The sequence below is a fragment of the Anaerobium acetethylicum genome (assembly GCF_900096945.1).
Classification (GTDB): domain Bacteria; phylum Bacillota; class Clostridia; order Lachnospirales; family Lachnospiraceae; genus Anaerobium; species Anaerobium acetethylicum.
Genome location: NZ_FMKA01000026.1, coordinates 31,853 through 52,862, shown reverse-complemented (window position 1 = coordinate 52,862; position 21,010 = coordinate 31,853). Strand labels below are relative to the sequence as shown.

General features: G+C 48.4%; 14 protein-coding genes. 1 reads left to right on the top strand and 13 read right to left on the bottom strand.

Going from position 1 to position 21,010, the window contains the following annotated elements:
* Positions 1-206: 206 nt before the first annotated feature.
* Complete coding sequence (locus BJR36_RS15375) at positions 207-1,532, top strand: uracil-xanthine permease family protein (protein ID WP_091235991.1); 1,326 nt, start codon at positions 207-209, stop codon at positions 1,530-1,532.
* Between the two features lie 134 nt (positions 1,533-1,666).
* Here BJR36_RS15375 and BJR36_RS15370 read toward each other — a convergent pair whose 3' ends face one another.
* The 13 genes from BJR36_RS15370 to BJR36_RS15310 form a co-directional block, all read right to left on the bottom strand.
* Entirely contained in the window at positions 1,667-2,686 is a 1,020-nt protein-coding gene (locus tag BJR36_RS15370; protein WP_091235990.1) for a LacI family DNA-binding transcriptional regulator, read from the bottom strand.
* 169 nt (positions 2,687-2,855) lie between these two features.
* On the bottom strand, positions 2,856-4,523 hold the full coding sequence (locus tag BJR36_RS15365) for a glycoside hydrolase family 13 protein (protein ID WP_091235989.1): 1,668 nt from the start codon (positions 4,521-4,523) through the stop codon (positions 2,856-2,858).
* Between the two features lie 104 nt (positions 4,524-4,627).
* Positions 4,628-6,301 carry a glycoside hydrolase family 13 protein gene (locus BJR36_RS15360; protein ID WP_091236002.1) on the bottom strand — a complete coding sequence of 558 codons (1,674 nt, stop codon included), beginning with the start codon at positions 6,299-6,301 and terminating at the stop codon, positions 4,628-4,630.
* Positions 6,302-6,362: 61 nt separating this feature from the next.
* The gene (locus BJR36_RS15355) at positions 6,363-7,220 is read right to left on the bottom strand and encodes a carbohydrate ABC transporter permease (protein WP_091235988.1); all 858 of its coding nucleotides are present in this window, start codon (positions 7,218-7,220) and stop codon (positions 6,363-6,365) included.
* Positions 7,220-8,254: a carbohydrate ABC transporter permease gene (locus BJR36_RS15350; protein WP_408605726.1), complete on the bottom strand. Its 1,035-nt coding sequence runs from the start codon at positions 8,252-8,254 to the stop codon at positions 7,220-7,222. Before BJR36_RS15350 ends, BJR36_RS15355 begins: the two co-directional genes overlap by 1 nt.
* Positions 8,255-8,470: 216 nt before the next feature.
* Positions 8,471-9,781 (bottom strand): ABC transporter substrate-binding protein, encoded by a 1,311-nt coding sequence (locus BJR36_RS15345; protein WP_091235985.1) that lies wholly within the window; start codon positions 9,779-9,781, stop codon positions 8,471-8,473.
* 231 nt (positions 9,782-10,012) lie between these two features.
* Positions 10,013-11,719 carry a methyl-accepting chemotaxis protein gene (locus BJR36_RS15340; RefSeq protein WP_091235983.1) on the bottom strand — a complete coding sequence of 569 codons (1,707 nt, stop codon included), beginning with the start codon at positions 11,717-11,719 and terminating at the stop codon, positions 10,013-10,015.
* Between the two features lie 284 nt (positions 11,720-12,003).
* Positions 12,004-12,600, bottom strand: a complete 597-nt coding sequence (locus BJR36_RS15335; RefSeq protein WP_091235981.1) for a maltose acetyltransferase domain-containing protein — start codon at positions 12,598-12,600, stop codon at positions 12,004-12,006.
* A 2-nt stretch (positions 12,601-12,602) separates the two neighbouring features.
* Complete coding sequence (locus tag BJR36_RS15330; protein WP_091235978.1) at positions 12,603-14,639, bottom strand: beta-galactosidase; 2,037 nt, start codon at positions 14,637-14,639, stop codon at positions 12,603-12,605.
* A 34-nt stretch (positions 14,640-14,673) separates the two neighbouring features.
* The gene (locus BJR36_RS15325; RefSeq protein WP_091235976.1) at positions 14,674-17,703 is read right to left on the bottom strand and encodes a beta-galactosidase, LacZ type; all 3,030 of its coding nucleotides are present in this window, start codon (positions 17,701-17,703) and stop codon (positions 14,674-14,676) included.
* A 53-nt stretch (positions 17,704-17,756) separates the two neighbouring features.
* On the bottom strand, positions 17,757-18,563 hold the full coding sequence (locus BJR36_RS15320; protein ID WP_242875606.1) for a carbohydrate ABC transporter permease: 807 nt from the start codon (positions 18,561-18,563) through the stop codon (positions 17,757-17,759).
* The gene (locus BJR36_RS15315; RefSeq protein ID WP_242875604.1) at positions 18,556-19,449 is read right to left on the bottom strand and encodes a carbohydrate ABC transporter permease; all 894 of its coding nucleotides are present in this window, start codon (positions 19,447-19,449) and stop codon (positions 18,556-18,558) included. The genes BJR36_RS15320 and BJR36_RS15315 overlap by 8 nt, the downstream gene beginning before the upstream one ends.
* Before the next feature lie 83 nt (positions 19,450-19,532).
* The gene (locus tag BJR36_RS15310; protein WP_091235974.1) at positions 19,533-20,858 is read right to left on the bottom strand and encodes an ABC transporter substrate-binding protein; all 1,326 of its coding nucleotides are present in this window, start codon (positions 20,856-20,858) and stop codon (positions 19,533-19,535) included.
* Positions 20,859-21,010: the final 152 nt, after the last annotated feature.

Sequence of the window (21,010 nt, the reverse complement as noted above, 5' to 3'; positions counted from 1 at the left end):
GTAGTAAAAAAGCAAATATTTTTTTCTATCATCAAAACAACAGTCTATCAGTAGAATTTACTTTTTCAAAGTGGAATTTACTTTTTCATTTCACCCAAAGATTTCATTTTGCATAATTACGCATTTTGTATTAGAATGAACAAGAACAGTAACGATTCAGGACTACTGAACAGTTACCAAGAACAAACATATTACGGAGGATCTAAATGAATAAAGATAAAACGAAACATTATGCGTCATTATTTGAACCGGACGGGAATCCAGGATTAAAAAAGGCTCTCCCAATGGCTCTCCAGCATGTGCTGGCCATGATTGTCGGATGCGTCACGCCGGCCATCATCATTGCAGGGGTCGGGGGACTGGATGCCGGAGACAAGGTCATTCTGGTTCAGGCAGCGCTTTTCATAGCTGCTGTTTCGACACTGATCCAGCTTTTCCCGATCGGTAAGCACATCGGTTCCGGCCTTCCCATGATTCTGGGCGTCGGGTTTGCTTACCTTCCGACAATCCAGGCGATTGCAGACAGCTACGATATCGCGACCATATTGGGCTCCCAGCTGATCGCAGGTGTATGTGCGGTTATTGTAGGTCTGTTTATCAAGAAGCTCAGGATCTTCTTTCCGCCGATGATAACAGGAATCGTCATATTCACGATCGGGCTTTCCCTGTATCCGACAGCAATCAATTATATGGCCGGCGGAGTAGCCAGCAAGACCTACGGCTCCTGGCAGAACTGGCTCGTAGCGCTGATTACACTTTCTGTCGTCATATTCTGCAACCACTATGCAAAGGGGACACTGAAGATTGCTTCGATTCTGGCAGGAATCATTGTCGGCTATATCATCTCGCTGTTTTTCGGCATGGTCAATTTCGATGCAGTTGGATCCGCCAGCGCACTCCAGCTTCCGAAGCCAATGTATTTCGGGATGAAATTCGAGCCGTCGGCAATCATATCCCTTTCCGTACTGTTTGTAATCAATTCCATCCAGGCAGTCGGAGATTTTACCGCAACGACGGTAGGCGGCATGGACCGGGAGCCTTCCGACAGGGAGCTCCAGGGAGGAATTGTGGCATACGGGCTTTCAAATATATTGGGATCGTTTGTCGGAGGCCTTCCGACTGCAACCTATAGCCAGAATGTGGGAATCGTAAGCATCACAAAAGTGGTCAACAGGATGGTTTTCGCACTTGCCGCCATCATCATTCTGATAGGAGGATTCGTGCCGAAGTTTTCAGCATTGCTTACCACGATTCCCCAGTGTGTTCTCGGAGGTGCGACGATTTCTGTTTTTGCGACGATCGCCATGACAGGGCTTAAGCTTATCTTCAAGGCACCAATGAATTTCCGCAACACTTCTGTTGTCGGACTGTCGGTTGCCATCGGAATGGGCATCACGCAGGCATCTGCGTCCCTTGCTCAGTTCCCACAATGGGTAACGGTCATCTTCGGAAAATCGCCGGTAGTCCTTGCCACAATCTCGGCAATTCTGCTCAACCATATTCTTCCTGATCCCGACCGGAACAAGAAGTAGCCAGAGGTAACTTAACAGGCACCCGGGGCCAGGAACTATGTTCCTGGCCCCGGGTGCCTGTTTTTCTATTCATGCAGCTGTCCAGGATGAAGTCCTTCCCGGTTCTGAATCGTTAGTGAATCGTTATTGTTTCTTTACTGATTCATCTTCTTTACGCTGTCTCTGACAACAAGTTTTACAGGAAGGATCATGTTCTCCTCTTCCAGTTCTTCTCCGTTCACCATCTTAAGCAGCTTTTCGACTGCAACCTCGCCTTTTTTCGTGACATCCTGGTGTATGGTGGTAAGGGCGGGCCTTACGATCGTGGCGCTGGCATTGTCATCGAAGCCGACCACCGATATGTCATCCGGTATGATTTTACCACGGTCGCTCAGGTAATTCATGACCATTACGGCATAGTAATCGGATGCGCAGCACAAAGCCGTATACTGTTCCGAGTAATGGTACAATTCATCCAGACAGGCCTCTATTTCATTCTCTGCCGGCATCATCACGAAAAAGTCCTCTTCCCTGCATCCGATGCCATATTCCTGAAGGGCCCTTTTATAGCCAATGAATCTTTCATGGTCGACGCCGACACAGTTGTCTGCCAGAAATGCGATCTTCCTGTGGCCACACTCCAGAAGGTACTTTGTGGCCTCATAAGTTCCTTTTGCATCCTCAAGACCCACGTTGTAATACCCCATTACATCCTGACAGAAGTAGCTGTCTACGAAAACCATGGGCTTTTTGAATTTTTTCTTGATCATGACGCTGTCATCGCCGGACATTCCCAGCAGGATCAGGCCGTCTACATTCCACGTCGACACGTTCTTCAGTATTTCACCGATGTCGTCCGATATGTAGATCATCAGAAAATATTCGCTTGTACGTACGCTTTTCTCGATTGCCCCGATCAGCTCGCCGACATAGGAATCCTTGATGGCATTTTCATACTTGTCTTTTCTGGCTTTCATGGCGACGGCGATGATCTTGGACCTGTTCTGGGCCAGGTTCCTGGCATTCATGTTGGGAACATATTCATATTTCGCAATCATTTTCTCGACCTTTTCAATTGTGGCCTTCGAAACCTCTTTTGTCTTCCCATGTATGACATTATTTACAGTTGTGGTGCTTATCCCCAGTTCATCTGCTATTTCTTTTATCGTTATCATAGTTCATCCCCGTTTTTTAACATATTCGTCTGCTGCATATCATGCTGAGCCTGGGTTTTCATGCAAAAGCGGCATGCAAACATCTCGCAGGACAGCATTTCTATACAGATACAAATATTTTAGCATGGTAAACTTTTTGTGTCCACCCTGCAAAGCCATACCCTTTATGCTACATCTCCAGAACCACCAGCTGATAGCCCTTCAGCGTGATATTTCTCCCATCTGAAATCAGATCCGGATAATTGTTTATGAGTATCTTTTTGCAGGTTTTTGGAAGCGTCAGCGGCTGCTCTTGATTCTGGAAGTTTGCAATCACAAGCAGCGTTTTCTCAGGCCCCTTCCGATAGAATGCCATGATACGGCTCCGGTCTTCAAATGCCGGCTCGCATGTTCCGTAAACCACGGTTTCCCTGTATGCCGGGCTTTTCCTCAGCGCAATCAGCTGTCTGTAGAACGCCAGCACGGAATCCTCGTCCTCTGCCTGGCTCTGTGCGTTGATTTCCTTATAGTTCGGGTTCACCTTCAGCCACGGGCTGCCTGCAGTGAATCCTGCATTAGGGCCGTCATCCCACTGAAAAGGTGTTCTCGCATTGTCGCGGCTGTATTCGCTGACGATCTTAAGGGCCTCCTCTGGTGTAAATCCGGCTTCCAGAGCCACGTGATATTCATCGATGGTAGAAATATCATCCACTTCATCTATGGAGGCAAAGGTGGTATTTTCCATGCCCAGCTCCTGTCCCTGATAGATGAAAGGCAGTCCCTTCAGCATGAAGCTGATGCCGCCAAGCATTTTCTTGCTGGTATCGTTACAGTCCCCTTGAGGGATATAATGGCTGACGCCGCGGGGTTCGTCATGGTTCTCGATGATGTTGGACAGAAATCCGATCCCTTCGGTTTTTCTCTGGCTTTTGAAGCAGCAGTCCCTGTATTCGTCCGGTCCGACATACCTGCAGTCGTACCATCCTCTGTCGCTTTTTCCTGCCAGGGTCTCTTCGAAATCGAACATGGAGGAAAAATAACCGTCATCGCCGATAAAGGCGGCAATCTCTTCCGGCTTCTCATCGAACACCTCGCCTACTGCAAATGCATCATACTTTTTGAAGGTCTCCTCTTTCATCTCAAACAGAAATTCCCCGACGCCTTCTGCCTCTGCCAGCATCTTCTTGATGCTGCACATGCCGTCCTCCCGGTCCGGCTCATAGTCCCTGAATGGCAGCTCCTTTTTGATGTTGATGATGGCATCGATGCGGAACCCTCCGAGGCCCTTGTCCAGCCACCAGTTTATCATTTTATAGATTTCCCTGCGGAGGGCCGGGTTCTCCCAGTTCAGATCCGGCTGCTTTTTATGGAAAGAATGGAGATAGAAGCGGTCAGTGCCGGGAATCTTTTCCCATGCGCTTTTGCCGAAGTAGGAGCGCCAGTTGCAGGGCGGTTCTCCGTTTCTGCCTTCCTCTATGTAGAAATACTTCCCGTACTCCCCGTCCGGATCTTTCATGGCTTTCTTGAACCACTCGTGTTCGTCGGAACAGTGGTTGACCACAAGATCCATCAGAACATACATGCCGCGTTTTTTCGCCTCTACGATCAGCTCGTCCATATCGTCCATTGTGCCGAAGCGTGGATCGATATTATAGTAATCGGAAATGTCATAGCCCTGGTCTGCAAGGGGTGAGCAGAAGATCGGCGAAAGCCAGAGGATGTCCACCCCCAGGTCTTTCAGATAATCCAATTTCCTGATAATTCCCTGCAGATCCCCGATTCCATCCCCGTTAGAATCGTAGAAGCTTTTCGGATAAATCTGATAGGCAACTTTTTCATGCCACCATTTTTTCTGCATTGTTTTCCTCCTGTATATGAACCCTTCTATATGTTAATCCCTTATCATTTTCAATCCCTTATTAAATTTAATTCCCTATTTCCTTCAAGAACAGCAATAATGCTCTACTTCTGCAGCACAATCGCCTCGTAGGGCCTCAGCTTACCGGATTTCCTGCAGTCATCCCCTTTATAATTCGCAATCATGCACAACGCCTCATCCCCGGCGAAGGCTTCAGGCACCCTGAATTCCTGCTCTTTGTCCGTGAAATTGCAGACTACCAGAAGCCGTTCCCCATCCAGCGTCCTTGTATAGGCAAAGATCTCTCCGCTGTCCGGAAGCAGCAGTTCGTAATCTCCGTAAACCATGATTTTATGCTGTTTTCTCAGGCCGATCAGCTTTTTGTAATAATGGAAGACCGATTCCTCATCCGCAATCTCCCTGCTGGCATTGACTTCCTGATAGTTGGGATTCACGGCAATCCACGGGATTCCTTTTGTGAACCCTGCATGCCCGGATGCATCCCACTGCATGGGCGTCCTTGCATTGTCACGGCTTTTCAGGCACAGGCAGCGCATCATCTCCTCATGGCTTACGCGCCCGCTCCCTACCCATTCTTTATAGGCATTGATGCTCTCAATATCCCGGAACTGGCTCATGTCGTTAAAAGGATAGTTCGTCATTCCCAGCTCCTCGCCCTGATAGACGTAAGGTGTACCCTGCATCATGTGAAGGCATGTCGCAAGCATTTTTGCGGAAAGATCACGGTACTGCGGCCTGTCGTCTCCGAACCTGGAAACCGACCTTGGCTGGTCATGGTTTTCCCAGTACAGGCTGTTCCAGGCTTCGCCCTTCAATTCTGTCTGCCATTTGGACATGGTCTTTTTCAGTTCGGTCAGGGGCACCCTTGTGTCCGACCACTTTCCATATTTTCCGCCAAGATCCACGTGTTCGAATTGGAACACCATGTTCAGCTCGTCCGTATGCTCTCCTGCATACTGCTTTGCCTGCTCAACTGTGACGCCCGCGGCCTCCCCTACCGTCATGATGTCATATCTGGACAGGACCTTTTCATTCATCTCTTTCAGGTATTTATGGACATTCGGTCCATGAACGGAATAGGGGGAAAAGTCTCCGTAAAGTCCGCCCCTGGTTTCCCCGTCGGGCAGTTCCTTTGTCTTCGAGATCATGCTGATCACGTCCATCCGGAATCCGTCGATTCCTTTGTCGCACCACCAGGTCATCATATCGAATACGGATTTACGGACTGCTTCATTGTCCCAGTTAAGGTCAGGCTGTTTCGGTGAAAAAAGGTGCAGGAAGTACATGTCTGTCGCTTCATCGTATTTCCACGCCGGACCGCTGAAGCAGGAGCCCCAGTTGTTGGGCTCGCTTCCGTCTTCTTTGCCCTTTCTCCATATATAGTAATCGCGGTAAGGATTGTCCAGGCTCTTTCTGCTCTCCACAAACCACTGATGTTCATCCGAGGTGTGGTTTACGACCAGATCCATCACGATTTTTATTCCACGTTTATGGGCTTCCCCAAGCATTTCGTCAAAATCTTCCATGGTTCCGAATTCATCCATGATTTCCTGATAATCGCTGATGTCGTACCCGTTGTCGTCGTTAGGCGACTTGTAGACGGGGGACAGCCAGATCACGTCGATCCCCAATAATTTTAAATAGTCAAGCTTGCTGGTAATCCCTTTGATATCGCCGATTCCATCCCCGTCGCTGTCCATAAAGCTTCTCGGGTAGATCTGGTAAACTACCGCTTCTTTCCACCAGGTTTCTTTTATCATTTATACTTATCCTCTCTTTTATCAAAATTGTATCCTTCTTATCCGCATACCTTGGCGTTTATTTGATCGCACCCTCTACCATGCCCTGGATAATCTGTTTCTGTGCGATCACGAACAGGATCACGATGGGTATCATGGCCAGCAGCGCCGCCGTCAGAATCAGATCCCACTGCTTCACATAGGAACCCACAAAACTGCTGACTGCCACCGGGAGCGTCTTGATCCTTCCGTTCAGGCCCAGCATCAGGGAAGGCAGAAGGTAATCGTTCCAGATCCAGATGCCGTTCAATATAATGACCGTCATGTGGATCGGTTTCAACAGCGGGAAAATGATGCGGAAAAATGTCCCTTCCGGACTGCATCCGTCAATCAGGGCCGCTTCTTCCAGTTCATAGGGTATCCCTTTGATAAATCCGTGGAGAATGAATACGGACATGGATCCGCCAAACCCGAGATAGGCAAAAATGATTCCCTTATAGCTGCTCAGCATGCTGATTCCCGTAAAGGAGGAAAAGCTTCTGAATGTTGACAGCAGCGGGAGCATGACCACCTGAAACGGGATGACCATTGCAGCCACGAACATCATGAATATGACGTTCGACCACTTCGTTCTGTTTCTGACCAGGACCCATGCGGCCATACTGGAAAACAGGGTGAGCAGCAGCAGGGCTGTACAGGTAATCAGCAGTGAACTTCCAAAGGATTTCCAATAGCTGAAATTCTGGTTGTTGATTACATTCTTCATGTTTTCCAGCACCTGCCCCAGGTCAGAAGGCAGGGCAATGGGACTGATGACGATATCTGCGCTTTTTTTCGCCGAGTTGATGACTACCAGAAAAAAAGGAAAAAGGAGCAATGCCGAAAGGATGATGCCTGTTATTTCCGTAATCAGCTTATAGGTTTTTGCTTTTTTCATTACATTTCTACCTCCTTCTTTTTACTGATGTACACCTGCGTCAGTGACACGATTGCCAGAATGACAAAGAACACGACTGCTTTGGTCTGTCCCAGCGCATACTCATTTTTCGCAATGGCTGTCTTGTAGATATTCAGCGCCATGAATTCTGTGGAGGAAACGGGCTTCAATCCCAGAATACGGCTTGGCGCACCGTTGGTAATCGCAAGGTTCAGGTCGAACTGCTTGAACGAATTGACAAGGGTCAGGAAAATGCATACCGTGAAGGTATTTGCCATCATCGGCATCTTGATTTTGAATAAGGTGATCCATCTGTTTGCGCCGTCTACTCCCGATGCTTCCAGGATATCTTTTGGAACGCTCTGCAGGCCGGTCACATAAATCATCATGATGTACCCGGCATACTGCCAGGTACTTACCATGAGGATCGCAAGCAGTGCCAGGTTCGGATCGGTCAGCATGGAAGCGCTGCCCGCAAAAATGCTTGTAAATACTTTGTTGAAAATGAACTGCCACACATAACCCAGTACAATTCCGCCGATCAGGTTTGGCAGGAAAAAGGCGGCGCGGTAAAAATTCTTTCCTCTGACATTTGAGGTGCATAGCAGTGCCAGGGAAAATGCCGCCAGGTTTACCAGGAACATATTAAATACTGTGAATATGAATGTAATTACAAACGAATACACATAATCCCGCGATCTGAACATCCTGATATAATTGTCAAGGCCCACAAACTCCGTAAACCGGATACCCGTCCAGTTAGTGAAGGAATAGAAGATACCCAATGCAAACGGCACCAGCACAGTAACCGCAAATGCAAAGACCAATGGAAACAGAAATAAAACATTAACAATTGCACGATGTTTTCTGGTCGGAATACAGTACACGCCCAGGATTACAAGCAAGGCACCTGCTGTCAGGATCGTTCCACGCATACTATGTTCACTGCCTGACACATCCAGATATAATGCGAAACATATAAGAATGAAGCCAACTGTGATTTCTAATATCGAAAGTGTTCTCTTTACATTTATATTCAACTTTTTTACCCCTTTCAACGAGGAGATCCTCCCCTGGATCCTATCGTTATTATTCACTTTGTGAATAATAACGTGCTTCGCGATGCACAGAAATGGTTGAAATACACCATTTCGCACTGCAAGCCCCGGGTTTTTCGTGATTTTCGCTTCGCTACAATCACAAAAAACACCTTGCGCCTGCTGGCATGCGAACAGTAACCTCTTGTCCTGCTACTGTGCTGTATAGTCTGCAATTGCAGCACTTAGCATTGCTACAAACTCATCTCTGTCAAGCTCGCCCCTTGCATAGAGTTCGAATACCGAACCTGTTGCATTCTGTGCGATTCCTTCCGGCATTTTTGTCCACTGCCATGCATAAGTATTTCCTGCGTCAACATAGCTCTTTAAAGCAACTGCCAGTGGTGTTTCCGGTTCTACTGTGCATGTGGTGTATGGAGAAATCATGCCGCACTCTTTTACAAGACAGTTCTGTCCTTCTTCTGAAGTTGCAAGGTCATTTAAGAAAGCTTTGCAGGCATCTATGTTTTTGCCTTCATTGTATACCGCCCACCATGACGGGCAGTCTGCCAGCACGCCTGCCGTATCTTCCTGAAGGAATGCCAGTGGAGCGATTCCGCATGCAAATTCCACATTGTAAGTAGGAAGAGACGGATCAATCCAGTTGCCCTGGGTAACAAATGCTGTTTTTCCCTGTGCCCACAATGCCAGCTGGTCGTCATAAGTTCCGGAAATCAGAACAGTAGGGTCTGCGTAGTCAAAAAGAAGTTTTGTAAAGTCGGCAAACTCGCCTAACCTTTTTTCATCAACTTTTCCTTCCTTGAGCATATCGATATAGGTCGTGTCATCTCTTTCAAGTCCTGCTGATAAATAGTATCCGAAGATATGATTTGCAGTAGACCAGTACATCTGTCCTGATTCTGCAGCTACGGAGCAGACCGCATCAATGCCCAGCTCTTCCTTCATGCCGTCGATTTTCTCAAATGCTGCCTTGTACGCATCGTAATTGGTCAGTCCGGCCGGATCGATTCCTGCCTGTTCCAGAATTGCCGCATTGTAGGTGATGCCGTACCCTTCAACAGCATATGGGAAACCTACCGTCTTTCCATCTTCCGCCTTAAATGCGAACTCTGTCTGGGAAGCCCATTCTTCCTCGCTCAGGTCTGTCATATAGTCGGCCCATGTTTTATAGTCGCCAGCCCCGCCGAACACGAACATGTCAGGCATGTTGTCTGCTGCCAGATATCCTTTCAGCGTTCCGTTGATGTCAACGCCGCCGCCAAGGGATTCGATGACTACTTCCTGTCCTGTCTTTTCCTCATAGGATTCTGCAAAAGCCTTCAGCTGTTTGTCAATCTCGATCTTTCCATTGACGATGCGGATCGCATCGCCGGATGCTTCTGATTCTGAAGCAGTATTCCCTTCTGTTGAGCTGCCAGTTGAATCCGCTTTGCTTCCACAGCCTGTCATTGTTGCTGCCATCATAGTGCACGCAAGTGCTACCGCTAAAAATCTCTTTTTCATAATCTCTCCTCCATACAATTCGACAATTATTACCAACTTTTTGTTACCTTTTGCGCATAAGGTGTTTCTGTTTCTATATACTATCACGGCTTTTGATGTATTGCAAGTATTTTTGTATGATTTTCTTAATTTTATTTATATTTTTGTCCACCTTTTGCACAAAAGGTGGACAAAAAAAGGTACCAGGTACCATATAAAAAAAGGGTACCTGGTACCCAAATAAGGGGACTCCTATAACTTGAATCTGTTCACTTTCTCCAGCATGCCGCCGGTCATGCTGCTCAGTTCCTGTGCTGTTGCAGCAACTTCTTCAGTGGATGCGCTCATTTCTTCCGAAGAAGCCGATATTTCCTGGGAGGAAGCTGACACCTGTTCAGATACGGAAGCTGCAGCTTCGATTTTTTCCACAATGGAATCCTTGCTCTCCCTGATGGATATGGATTCCGTATGTACTTCCTGCATCTTTGAAGTGATGCCGGCAATGGCCTCCAGGATGCCGTCAAAGGAGTCAGAGGCGATCTGGACGAGTTCGATTTCTTTCGTCAGTTCCTGATCCATTTCATCCGATGTGCGGATGACGGCACCGCTGTTTTCTATAATATCTTCCACGAGGGAATTGATGTTTTCAGAAGACTTCCTGCTCTCTTCTGCAAGCTTCCTGATCTCGTCCGCGACTACTGCGAATCCTCTTCCTGCCTCTCCTGCTCTTGCTGCCTCGATGGACGCATTCAGGGCAAGAAGGTTTGTCTGGCTTGCGATTCCGTTAATGACGCTGGAAATTTCATTGATTTTGTCGATTTTCTGCTGAAGTATGGAGAGAGTCTGCATATTGCTGCCGAATACGTCTTTGACCTCCCTGATGGATTTCGTAAGGTTGTCCATGTTTTCGCCGCTCTTCTTGGCCATGGTGCTTATTTCGGTTCCATTCCCGTTGACTTTTCCAATGGCGTCTACTATGTTTTCAAGAGCCGCGCTGAATTCTGCGGTTATATTTGTTATAACCTCCAATTCCATCGCCTGATGGCTGGCTCCCTGGGCGATGTCCTGTACCGCCATCGTCACGTTTTCGGAGGCGCCCATCATCTGCTGGGCGTTTACGCTTAGGATTTCTGCATGGCTGTCGATGCTGCCTGAGTTTTCACGGATTTCCATGATCATGTCCGCAAAGGAAGTCTGGGTCTTGTCCAGAGCCCTCGCAATTTCACCAAACTCGTCCCTCGCATCCAGAATGCTGGCCGGCACTTTCATGGTCAGGTCGCCCTCAGCGAGTGTGGCAAGGTGCTCGATGACGCCTTGTATCTTTCTGAGAATTTCACGATTGATGAGAACTGCCATAGCAAAGACGGCTATAAGCATCATCACCGCTGAAACGCCCAGGATCGTCAGTATGATCGGCATGGACTGCTCCATTATTTTTTTCTGGCTTATTCCGCCAAGGACCATCCCTATATTATCTCCGTCCTTATCCTTAACAGGCAGATAATAGACCTGATACTGTTCACCTGAAATTGTTTTTTCGCCGGTATAGGTTTCCCCTTTTTCCAGAACCTTTTTTACCAGTGCTGCTTCAGCCTTGATTCCGGTGGCTCGTGCATCTCCATCCTTAATCGTCGTTGCGATTACGGTATCCCCCAGATAGATAGCGAATTCGATGCCGGCAGATTCCTTGACAGAATCCATCATGTCGTTGTTGTCGTTGATCAGCTTGTTTCCCTTGTACAGCTTGTCTCCCACTATATACCACTGCCCCAGGCTCTTGACATCCAGCAGGGTGAGGCTGAGGTCTCCGCTTGTCTTCAGGGTATTCGTTGTAATGTAGTTTGTCAGCTGGCTCTGTATGGCTATCATGATAACCCCGCCGAACATCAGCATGATCAATACTACCAGAAGCATGATTTTTGTACCAAGTTTCAGTTTTAAATTCAGTTTCTTCAGCATTTTCAAGTCTCTCCTTCATGTCGGTTCCTTATCTGCCCTGTATGATGCGCTTCCTTTTAAGTTTCCCTCCGAGGCTCAATTACCAGGATGAATGATCACCGTTTCTCATCTGTATTTCGGCTGTATTCTCTGTTTTATTAATAGTACAAAGCGACTTCCTTTGACAAAAAATATCTGGTACCAAAAAAAGATGAAAGACATCTTATTTTGGTACCAGATATAAACGTTACTCCTAAACTTCCATTCACAAAACTGCATTCTGCAGGTCTCCCAAACACAGCTTTCTAAACATGCAGATCCCTGTAATAATACTCCCTGTCCCTCTCCGTAATCGCCCGCAGCACACGGCATGGATTCCCCACTGCCACCACATATTCAGGCACATCACGGGTTACGACGCTTCCTGCTCCGATTACGGATCCCTTGCCGATTCGGATACCCGGCAGAATAATAGCTCCCGCTCCGATCCAGACATCATCCTCAATATAGACCGGAAAGGAGAACTGGGACCCATCCCTGCGCAGGTCCGCGCAGACAGGGTGGCCTGTTGCGGAGATTGTCACATTGGGGGCAAACATGACATTGTTCCCGATATAGACGTCCGTATCGTCCACGACCACAAGATTGAAGTTTGCATAGACGTTGCTGCCAATATGGGTATGCTTCCCATAAGCCATGCGAAGGGGCGGTTCGATCCATACGCCCTCGCCCATGTCTCCCAACAGGCTTTTCAGGATGCTGCTTCGTTTTTCCGTTTCGGATGGACGGGTATTATTGAAATCATAGAGCAGTTCTTTGCAGCTGCTGAGTTCTTTCTGCAGGCTTTCTTCGCCTGCGTCCGTATAGAGCATGCCTGTTTTCATTTTTTCACGAATGTCCATTCTTATGCCCTCCCGCTCTTTCTTCTCATGAACACTACGGTTCCAAAAGGCGGGATTGCGGTTCCCTTCTTTCCATGAACCACTTCATAATCCTCATCTTTAAGATCCATCTCCACAGCTTCCCGGTTGTAGTTCTGCACAAATACATACTCCGCCTCTTCCGTCTGGCGTGCGTTTACTTCCACGCCCTCCGGTATGCGGCAGTCCAGTATGCGTTCTACCTGGGCTTCATCCACCACATGCCTGTACAGATCGTCATAAAATGCCTGCTCCGCATCCGCCGCTATGTAATAGGCGCTGCCTTCTCCGAACCGGTTGAAGGCGGCCGCCGGCATTCCCTGATAAAAATCCTCTCCGTACACCGCCAGAGGCACCGCGGTGGTCAGTTCCACAAGTTCGCACAGCCGCTGGCAGCTGTAGCGTTCCCGGGACGCAAATACGGCTGCGGCCCGGTCGGTCGGCAGCATGGCGTTGGTCTCCCCGTCATACAGCCCGTCTATCTCTTTTCTCCTGAACCCCATCACATCCGCAAGGCCGTGGGGCGTTGCACCCAGGAAGCAGCGGTCCGTGTCGTCGACGATTCCTGACCAGTAGGTCAGCACGAAGGTTCCGCCCTGCTCCACGAAGGCTTTTACTTTCTTTTCAAAATCGCTGCGGAACATGTACGCCATGGGTGCGGCAACGATCCGGTAGCCTTCCAGGGACTGCTCCATATCGATCAAGTCCACATTCAGCCCCTGCTTCCGGAATGCCCGGTAGGATTTTTCCACAGTCTCTTTATAACAGACGCCTTTGTTTCTAGGCCCCATTGCATCTTCTACAGCCCATCTGTTTTCCCAGTCGTAGATGACTGCAACTTCCGACTCTGTGGATGCGCCCAGGAGTCCTCCCATATTTCCCAGTAGTCTTCCAGTTTCTTTCACTTCTTGAAAGACTCTCGTCTCCCGGCTTCCCGTATGGTCGATGACGGCACCGTGGAATTTTTCACTGGCGCCGCGGCTCTGGCGGATCTGGAAATACAGGACGCTGTCAGAACCGTGGGCGACGGCCTGGAGCCCCTGGGCCTCCACAATTCCGGGGCGTTTCAGCTTGCTTACGCCCTGCCAGTTGGTGGAGGACGGACAGGATTCCATGAGCAGATAAGGCTTCTTTTTGATGCTGCGCATGATATCGTGCTGCATGCCGTTATCCACGGCTGTCAGGTATTCCTCTCCTTTGTGCCAGGTCGGGTAGGAATCCCAGGAGACGACATCTATGAGGTCTGCAAATTTATGATAGTTCAGGCCTTCATAGTTGTACATCAGATTGATGGTGGCAGGCTTGTCCGAGCCTGCCTCCCTGATGGCAGCGATTTCTTCCCTGATGAAATCCGCTGTCTGATCCGTTACAAATCTTTTCCAGTCCAGGGTGAGGCCGTGAAGCATGGATTCCCCCCTGCTGGAGGGACTTTCAATCTGTTCAAAGGACTGGTAGGTATGGCTCCAGAAGGTCGTGCACCAGCGTTCATTCAGCTCTTCGATCGTCCTGTATTTCGCTTCCAGCCACTTCCGGAAAGCCTGCTGGCAAAGGGGGCAGTGGCATTCTCCGCCGTATTCGTTGGATATATGCCAGAGGATCACTGCCGGGTGGCTGCCGAAGCGTTTCGACAGCTCTCCGTTTATGATCCTGACCTTTTCCCTGTATACCGGAGAGGTGTAGCAGTGGTTGTGCCTTCCTCCGAACAGTTCCCTGTTTCTTGCCTCGTCGACCCTTAGGACTTCCGGATACCGGTCCGCCAGCCATTTGGGCCGTGCTCCCGATGGGGTCGCCAGAATGACTGAGATCCCATTTTCATAGAGATCGTCGATGATCTGCTCCAGCCATCCAAACTGAAAATCTCCTTCTTCCGGTTCCAGCACGGACCAGGAAAACACGCCAAGGGTCACCGTATTGATATGCGCCTGCTTCATGCATTCTATATCTTCTTTTAAGATCTCAGGGTACGCCAGCCACTGCTCCGGATTGTAGTCTCCCCCGTATAATAGTTTTGTTAAATCCATTTCCTGCCACCTCAATTTCTAATCATACAAACTGTCAGATTCCTTTAAACGCAAACTCGAATTCCATTTTACTGCTGACATCCAGGAGGTATTCCTTGTGGGTCTGGGCTCCCCAGCTATCATCTCCTGCAACTCCCATCTGCTGTTTTGCCGCCCTGATCACCGTATAATGGACCTGTGGCAGTTCATAAGGATGCATTGCATTTTCCAGCTCATGCGGCGTATAAGGGAGGGCCGAAAAGCTCATGTCTTTTCCGGTAAACATCAATCCCCTGCCCTTTTTGTCCGTCACTTTTGCATAGCGGACTCCGATCTTGTTCCCGGACTCCTGTGGAACCAGGTATTTGGCCATGTTGTCGCTTATGCTGTTTTTCCAGATTCCCAGCTTTGCGCCTCTGTATCTGTCCACGTAGGTGGATTCAGGCCCCATGCCGAACCACTCCAGCTGGTCATAATCGGCATCCATCTTCAGCATTACCCCGAATTCAGGCATATCTCCCAGTCCCGGCACCGGATCATAGCTCAGGCGGGTTCTTATAGTTCCGTCGCCGTATACGGTGTAGGCCAGCTGGCAGTCTGCCTTCGGTGACGTGGGAAGGTGGTAGGTGTATGTGATGACCGCATAATTGTCGTGTTCTTCCAGAGCAGGTGCTATTCCGTCCACTCCGTTTTCGTTTTTATAGGAGCTGTACAGGCTTGCCAGCTTCCACTGTCCGTAGCGCGCAGGCATGTTGTTTCCCTGGTCATTGTCTGTTACTGCTCTCCAGAAATTCGGTTTCGGAATTGATTTCAACATCTCTTTTCCGCCATAGCGGTAGGAAACCAGTCCTCCGTGCACAATAGAGAAGAGCGCCTCAAAGTTTTCGCCTTTCACGCCGATGTTCAGCCTTCCGCGGATGACTGTGACCGGAAGCTGGCATTCCTGCTTTTCCGACTCTGTATAAAAGAGCTTTTGTCCGAAAGCCATCTCATGTCCCCTGGCTCCCCAGATCGTGTCTTCCTTTAACCGGAAGGATACGGTAACCGCATAATCCCCCTCGCCTGATGGCAGGGTAACCGGAAGTTTTACTTCCATCTCGCTTAACGGAGGCACGTTTGTCTTCATTTCCTCCTGCTGCAGCAGCTGTCCGTCTTTTTCCAGAGTCACCACGCAGCGGTAATGGCTGGTATTGGTAAACAGATTCTTATTTCTGATGACTGCTTTGTTTCCCCTGATTTCCACGCTGATATTCTGGTAGTCGTATTTCACTTCCTGCATTTTCGGGGATGGCTCCCTGTTTCCGCCGTATACGATTCCGTTTCCGCTGAAATTGTAATCGCAGGGACGGTCATCGAAATCCCCGCCGTATGCCTGGAATTCATTGCCGTAGCGGTCCTTTTTCGTAATGGACTGGTCAATATAGTCCCAGATGAAGCCTCCCTGATACAACGGTTCTTCGTCTGTGAGATCCGTATATTTGTGGAGGGCGCCGCAGGAATTTCCCATTGCATGGGCGTATTCGCAGCAGATGAACGGCTTGCTCCTGTTCACGGAAAGGAATTCCTTTATTTTTTCTGCCGGCGTGTACATCTGGCTCTCTATGTCGCTCGATTCATTGTAGCTGCGGTCCCAGAATATGCCCTCGTAATGCACGAGTCTTGTCGGATCCCATTTGCGGAAGGCCTGGGCCATTTCAAAAATATTTTTCCCGCCGAAGGATTCGTTCCCGCATGACCAGATCAGTATGCACGCATGGTTCTTATCCCTCTGGTACATGGAACCGGCCCTGTCCAGAACCAGGTTCAGCCAGTCAGGCCTGTTTCCCGGAAGCACATCCTCTATATCCGCCGCTCCCCTTGGAATCCCCTCCCACAGGCCGTGGGTCTCGAGATTCGTCTCGTCGATCACATACAGGCCATACCTGTCGCACAGTTCATACAGCTTTGACGAATTCGGGTAATGGGATGTCCTGATTGCGTTGATGTTGTTCTGCTTCATGGTGACAAGGTCTTTGATCATTTCCTCTTCCGACACGACCCGTCCGCTTACGGAACTGAATTCATGACGGTTGACCCCTTTGAACACGATTCGTTTTCCGTTCAGGCACATGACGGAATCCTTGATTTCAAACCGTCTGAATCCCACCTTCTGGGAAACCGCTTCGGAAACATTGCCTGCCGCATCCTTCACTTCCAGGCGAAGCTCGTATAAATACGGTGTTTCCGCACTCCACAGGAAAGGCTTCTCGATTTTGAAATTGTACTGGGACAGCTCGAACAGCTCTTCGTCCGCCTGATGCACAAGCTTTGCCTCTTCATCAAATAACGAAGCGACGATCCTACCCACGGATGTGGATTTCACCTGAACAGTCAGCAGCGCATTTTCATAATCATCCTCCAGCAGGGTCTGGACCTTCAGGTCCGAGATATGGATCTCCGGCACTGCGTAGAGCCAGACATCGCGGAAAATTCCCGAAAACCGGAAAAAGTCCTGGTCTTCGCACCAGCTGCCTGCCGTCCATTTGAACACCTGAACAGCCAGTTTGTTTTCGCCTTCTTTCAGATGGGCAGTCAGTTCAAACTCTGACGGCGTAAAGCTGTCTTCGCTGTATCCCAGATAAGTGCCGTTTAACCAGAGGGCCATGCCGCTCTCTACTCCCTGGAAGGAGACATAGATCCTTTTCCCAGCCATCCCTTCCGGGACTGTAAAATATTTCACATAGCTTGCTGTCGGATTAAAGGCCACAGGCACTTCACCAGGATTGATCTCTTCCCTGCCATCCCACGGATACTGGACGTTGGCATACTGGGGCCCGTCATAGCCCTCCATCTGTATATGGGCCGGGACACGGATTTCGTCCCATGAATGGCAGGAATACGCTGTAGTTTCAAAACCTTTTATGGTGCTTTCATAGTTTTTTGCATAGGAAAATTTCCACAGCCCGTTCAGGCTCTGGTAAAATCCACTTTCTCCTGCTGCCATCTCTTCAAACGATGCGAAGTGCCTATGGTCTGAATGTGCAGGAATGCACCCTTCTGAAAAACGTTCCGGATCAGCTATCATTTTATAATCAAATTTCTTCATCTTATCACCTATAAAGAAGCGGATAGAGAATATCCGCTTCTTTCTTTCATTTTTTATTTAACTGCGCCTGTAATACCCTCGGCAAAACTCTTCTGCAGCAGGAAGAAGATCACGATCGTAGGAATTGTACAGAACACGACTGAAAGCATCAGCATTCCGTAATCCGTGACATACCCTTCTGTCAGGTTCGCAACAAGCATCGGCATTGTCGCGCTTTTCGTATCGGACATGATTACCTTTGGCCACAGGTAGCTGTTCCATGCGTTCATGAATGTAATCGTCATGGCCGCCGCATAAGTGGAACGCATTGTGGGGAAAAACATCTTATAGAAAATCTGGAATTCGTTCAGCCCGTCCATCCTTGCCGCTTCGATGATGTCATGGGGAAAGGATCTTGCGCTCTGCCTGAAAAGCATGATCAGAAACGGGGTGGATATCATTGGCAGTATGAAACCTGCCGTGCTGTTCAGCAGATGGGCTTTTGAAAACAGCTGGTATAAGGGAATCATGGTTGCTGCAAAAGGAACCATCATGGCCAGCAGGATGACTGACATCACCATGTCTTTTCCCCTGTCATGGAAGATTTCAAATCCGTATCCTGCAAGGGAACAGATTGCCAGGGAAAGGACTGTCATCGCGATTGCGTATTTAAATGAATTCGTCATCGCATTGAGGACATTCTGGGACGCCACCAGATTTTTAAAATTGTTGATCAGTTCCATTCCGGGCAGCATGGTTCCCCTTGACACATCCACACTCTTATTCGTAGCTGCAATGACCATCCAGTAAAGCGGAAAAATCGAAAGCAGCGATACGATACTCAAAAACGTATATGATATAATCTTCTTGCCTTTAGTCACGCTTATCACCTGCTTTCATCTGTAAAAATGCCAGAACGGCAACCAAAATAAGGATCAGATAGGACATCGCCGCAGCGTATCCGAAATTCGGTACGTATTTAAAGGACATATTGTAAATATAGTGAGACATGGTTATGGTCGCATTTGCCGGCCCGCCGTTCGTCAGGTTCACTGACTCATCAAAGAGCTGAAGGGTACCGTTCGTCGACATGATTGCCGTCAGGAGGATGGTCGGCCTTAAAAGCGGCACGGTCATCTTCCAGAACACCTGCCAGGGCGATGCTCCGTCAATCTTAGCTGCCTCATATATGGAGTATTCGATATTCTGTAATCCCGATAAATAAAACACCATGTTGTAGCCTGTCCATCTCCAGATCAGCGCCAGAATAATGATGATTCTTGCACTGGTTGCATGGCCCAGGAAATTATATCCGGTCGATAGTAAACCGGTATTGATCAATACGGTATTGATCAGTCCGTCTACTGCAAACAGCGATCTGAATATGACCGCATAGGATACCAGCGACGTTGCGCATGGAAGGAAAATCGCCGTACGGAAAAAACCTTTGAACCTTAGATCTTTGTTGTTCAGCAGAGATGCCAGCACCAGCGCCAGAACCAGCATGATCGGCACCTGGAAGATCAGGTATATGAAGTTATTTTTCAATGCCTGCATAAATACAGCATCCTGGAACATTCTTACATAGTTATATGTGCCTGCCCATTTCATGTTTAAACCGACACCCGTTTTAAAGGACAATATGAGAGCCCTGAACATCGGATAAAAGCTCATTGCCGCTATCAATATAGCTGCAGGTGTCAGGAACGCCCATCCTGAAAGGTTTTGCTTGCGACTCAGAGTCAATTTTTTATTAGGCCCACTCACCGAAATGCCTCCTTTACATCAATCAATTATTATGGGGAACAGCCTGTTGCCGGCGGCTCCCCATATTGCATAACAGGGACTTATTATTTACCCATTGCAAAATTAACGGTATCTTCTGCGGCTGCGATTTCAGTTTCGACATCAGCTCCTGCCACGATATTGGTAACTGCCGTTGCCACCGCGTCACGGGCTTCATAGTAATATACTCCCGTATTGTTGGATGGCACTTTTGATGCAAATTCGGAGATCTGTGCATATACCGGCGCTCCTCCAAAGAATTCCTGTGGTTCGCTGTATACGTCGCTCTTTGCTGCCGGTGAATAGGTCGCGATTGCACCTGAAGCCGGAAGAATCGTTTCATAGAAAGCTACGCTTCCTGCAAAGGTCTTCGCCAGAAAATCTTCTGCCAGTTCCATGTTTTTGCAGTTCGTAGTCACTGCCCAGCTTGATCCGCCATTGTTGGAATAGTTTGTTGCATCTGCCGCTTTATCCAGTTTCGGCATATTGGTGATTGCCCATTTTCCTGACTGGTCTTCTGCTGTCTGTATGCTTGCCATGATCCAGCATCCGTTGATTGTTCCGGCTACTGTGCTGTTTGTCATAGTTCCGATATACTGATCCCAGTCATTCACTTCTACAAGTACGCCGCTTTTTACTAATTCAGCATAGGTGTCCATAACTTCTTTTAAAGCAGCATTGTCGACCATGCTTGGATTTCCTTCTTCGTCAAACAAACTTGCGCCTGCAGACTGGAGCATCATCACAATCAGGTCTGATTCGCCAGACAGACAGGACAGTAACGGTTTTCCTGTTTTTTCCAGAACATCTTTTCCGATCTTTATGTATTCCGACCAGGAGATGTCCGTGAAGTCATCCACCGTGTAGCCCGCCTGTTCCAGGATGTCCGTTCTGTAGCATGCGATTACCGCGCCGTTGTCGAACGGTACCCCGTAATTCTTGCCTTCTACTACGGAATAAGCTGTTTTCGCTCCTGCAAATGACGCAAAATCGATCCCTGATCCTGTCAGATCTGCGAATGCGTCCGGATAGCTGATTACGTTTTTCTGGAATGCATTGTCCTGCATCAGTAAAATATCCGGCAGGGAAGACAGGTCTCCTGAGCTGGCTGCCGTTGTCAGTTTTGTCTGGACATCAGCCCACGGGGTTTCAACGATATTTAATTTAAAATCAGGATTTTCTTTCTGATATTCCTTTTCCGCCTCTTCCATGGCATACATATTGAATGCCGGATCCCAGCACCATACTGTCAGTTCGTTTTCTCCTCCTGCAGCTTCCGTTTCTGTTTTTCCTTCTGTATTATTGGAAGATGAGTCACCGGAACCTCCGCAAGCTGTTAATGAAAGCACCATACTCGCTGCTACTAAAACTGCCATTACTTTTTTTCTCATTTTTCATATCCTCCTTAAAATTTGACGCCTATCTTCAGAAGAGATTACCAGATTAGGACGAGCTTTTCTGTAAATCAGAAAAAGCTTTGGTAATTGTGCACATTCTCCAGTCCGTTAGGAACTTGTTTATATGCATATTATACCAAAGCTTT

Coding starts and splice junctions, on each gene's coding strand:
- BJR36_RS15375 (WP_091235991.1), top strand. CDS start 207: ATGAATAAAGATAAAACGAAACATTATGCGTCATTATTTGAACCGGAC.
- BJR36_RS15370 (WP_091235990.1), bottom strand. CDS start 2,686: ATGATAACGATAAAAGAAATAGCAGATGAACTGGGGATAAGCACCACA.
- BJR36_RS15365 (WP_091235989.1), bottom strand. CDS start 4,523: ATGCAGAAAAAATGGTGGCATGAAAAAGTTGCCTATCAGATTTATCCG.
- BJR36_RS15355 (WP_091235988.1), bottom strand. CDS start 7,220: ATGAAAAAAGCAAAAACCTATAAGCTGATTACGGAAATAACAGGCATC.
- BJR36_RS15345 (WP_091235985.1), bottom strand. CDS start 9,781: ATGAAAAAGAGATTTTTAGCGGTAGCACTTGCGTGCACTATGATGGCA.
- BJR36_RS15340 (WP_091235983.1), bottom strand. CDS start 11,719: ATGCTGAAGAAACTGAATTTAAAACTGAAACTTGGTACAAAAATCATG.
- BJR36_RS15335 (WP_091235981.1), bottom strand. CDS start 12,600: ATGGACATTCGTGAAAAAATGAAAACAGGCATGCTCTATACGGACGCA.
- BJR36_RS15330 (WP_091235978.1), bottom strand. CDS start 14,639: ATGGATTTAACAAAACTATTATACGGGGGAGACTACAATCCGGAGCAG.
- BJR36_RS15325 (WP_091235976.1), bottom strand. CDS start 17,703: ATGAAGAAATTTGATTATAAAATGATAGCTGATCCGGAACGTTTTTCA.
- BJR36_RS15310 (WP_091235974.1), bottom strand. CDS start 20,858: ATGAGAAAAAAAGTAATGGCAGTTTTAGTAGCAGCGAGTATGGTGCTT.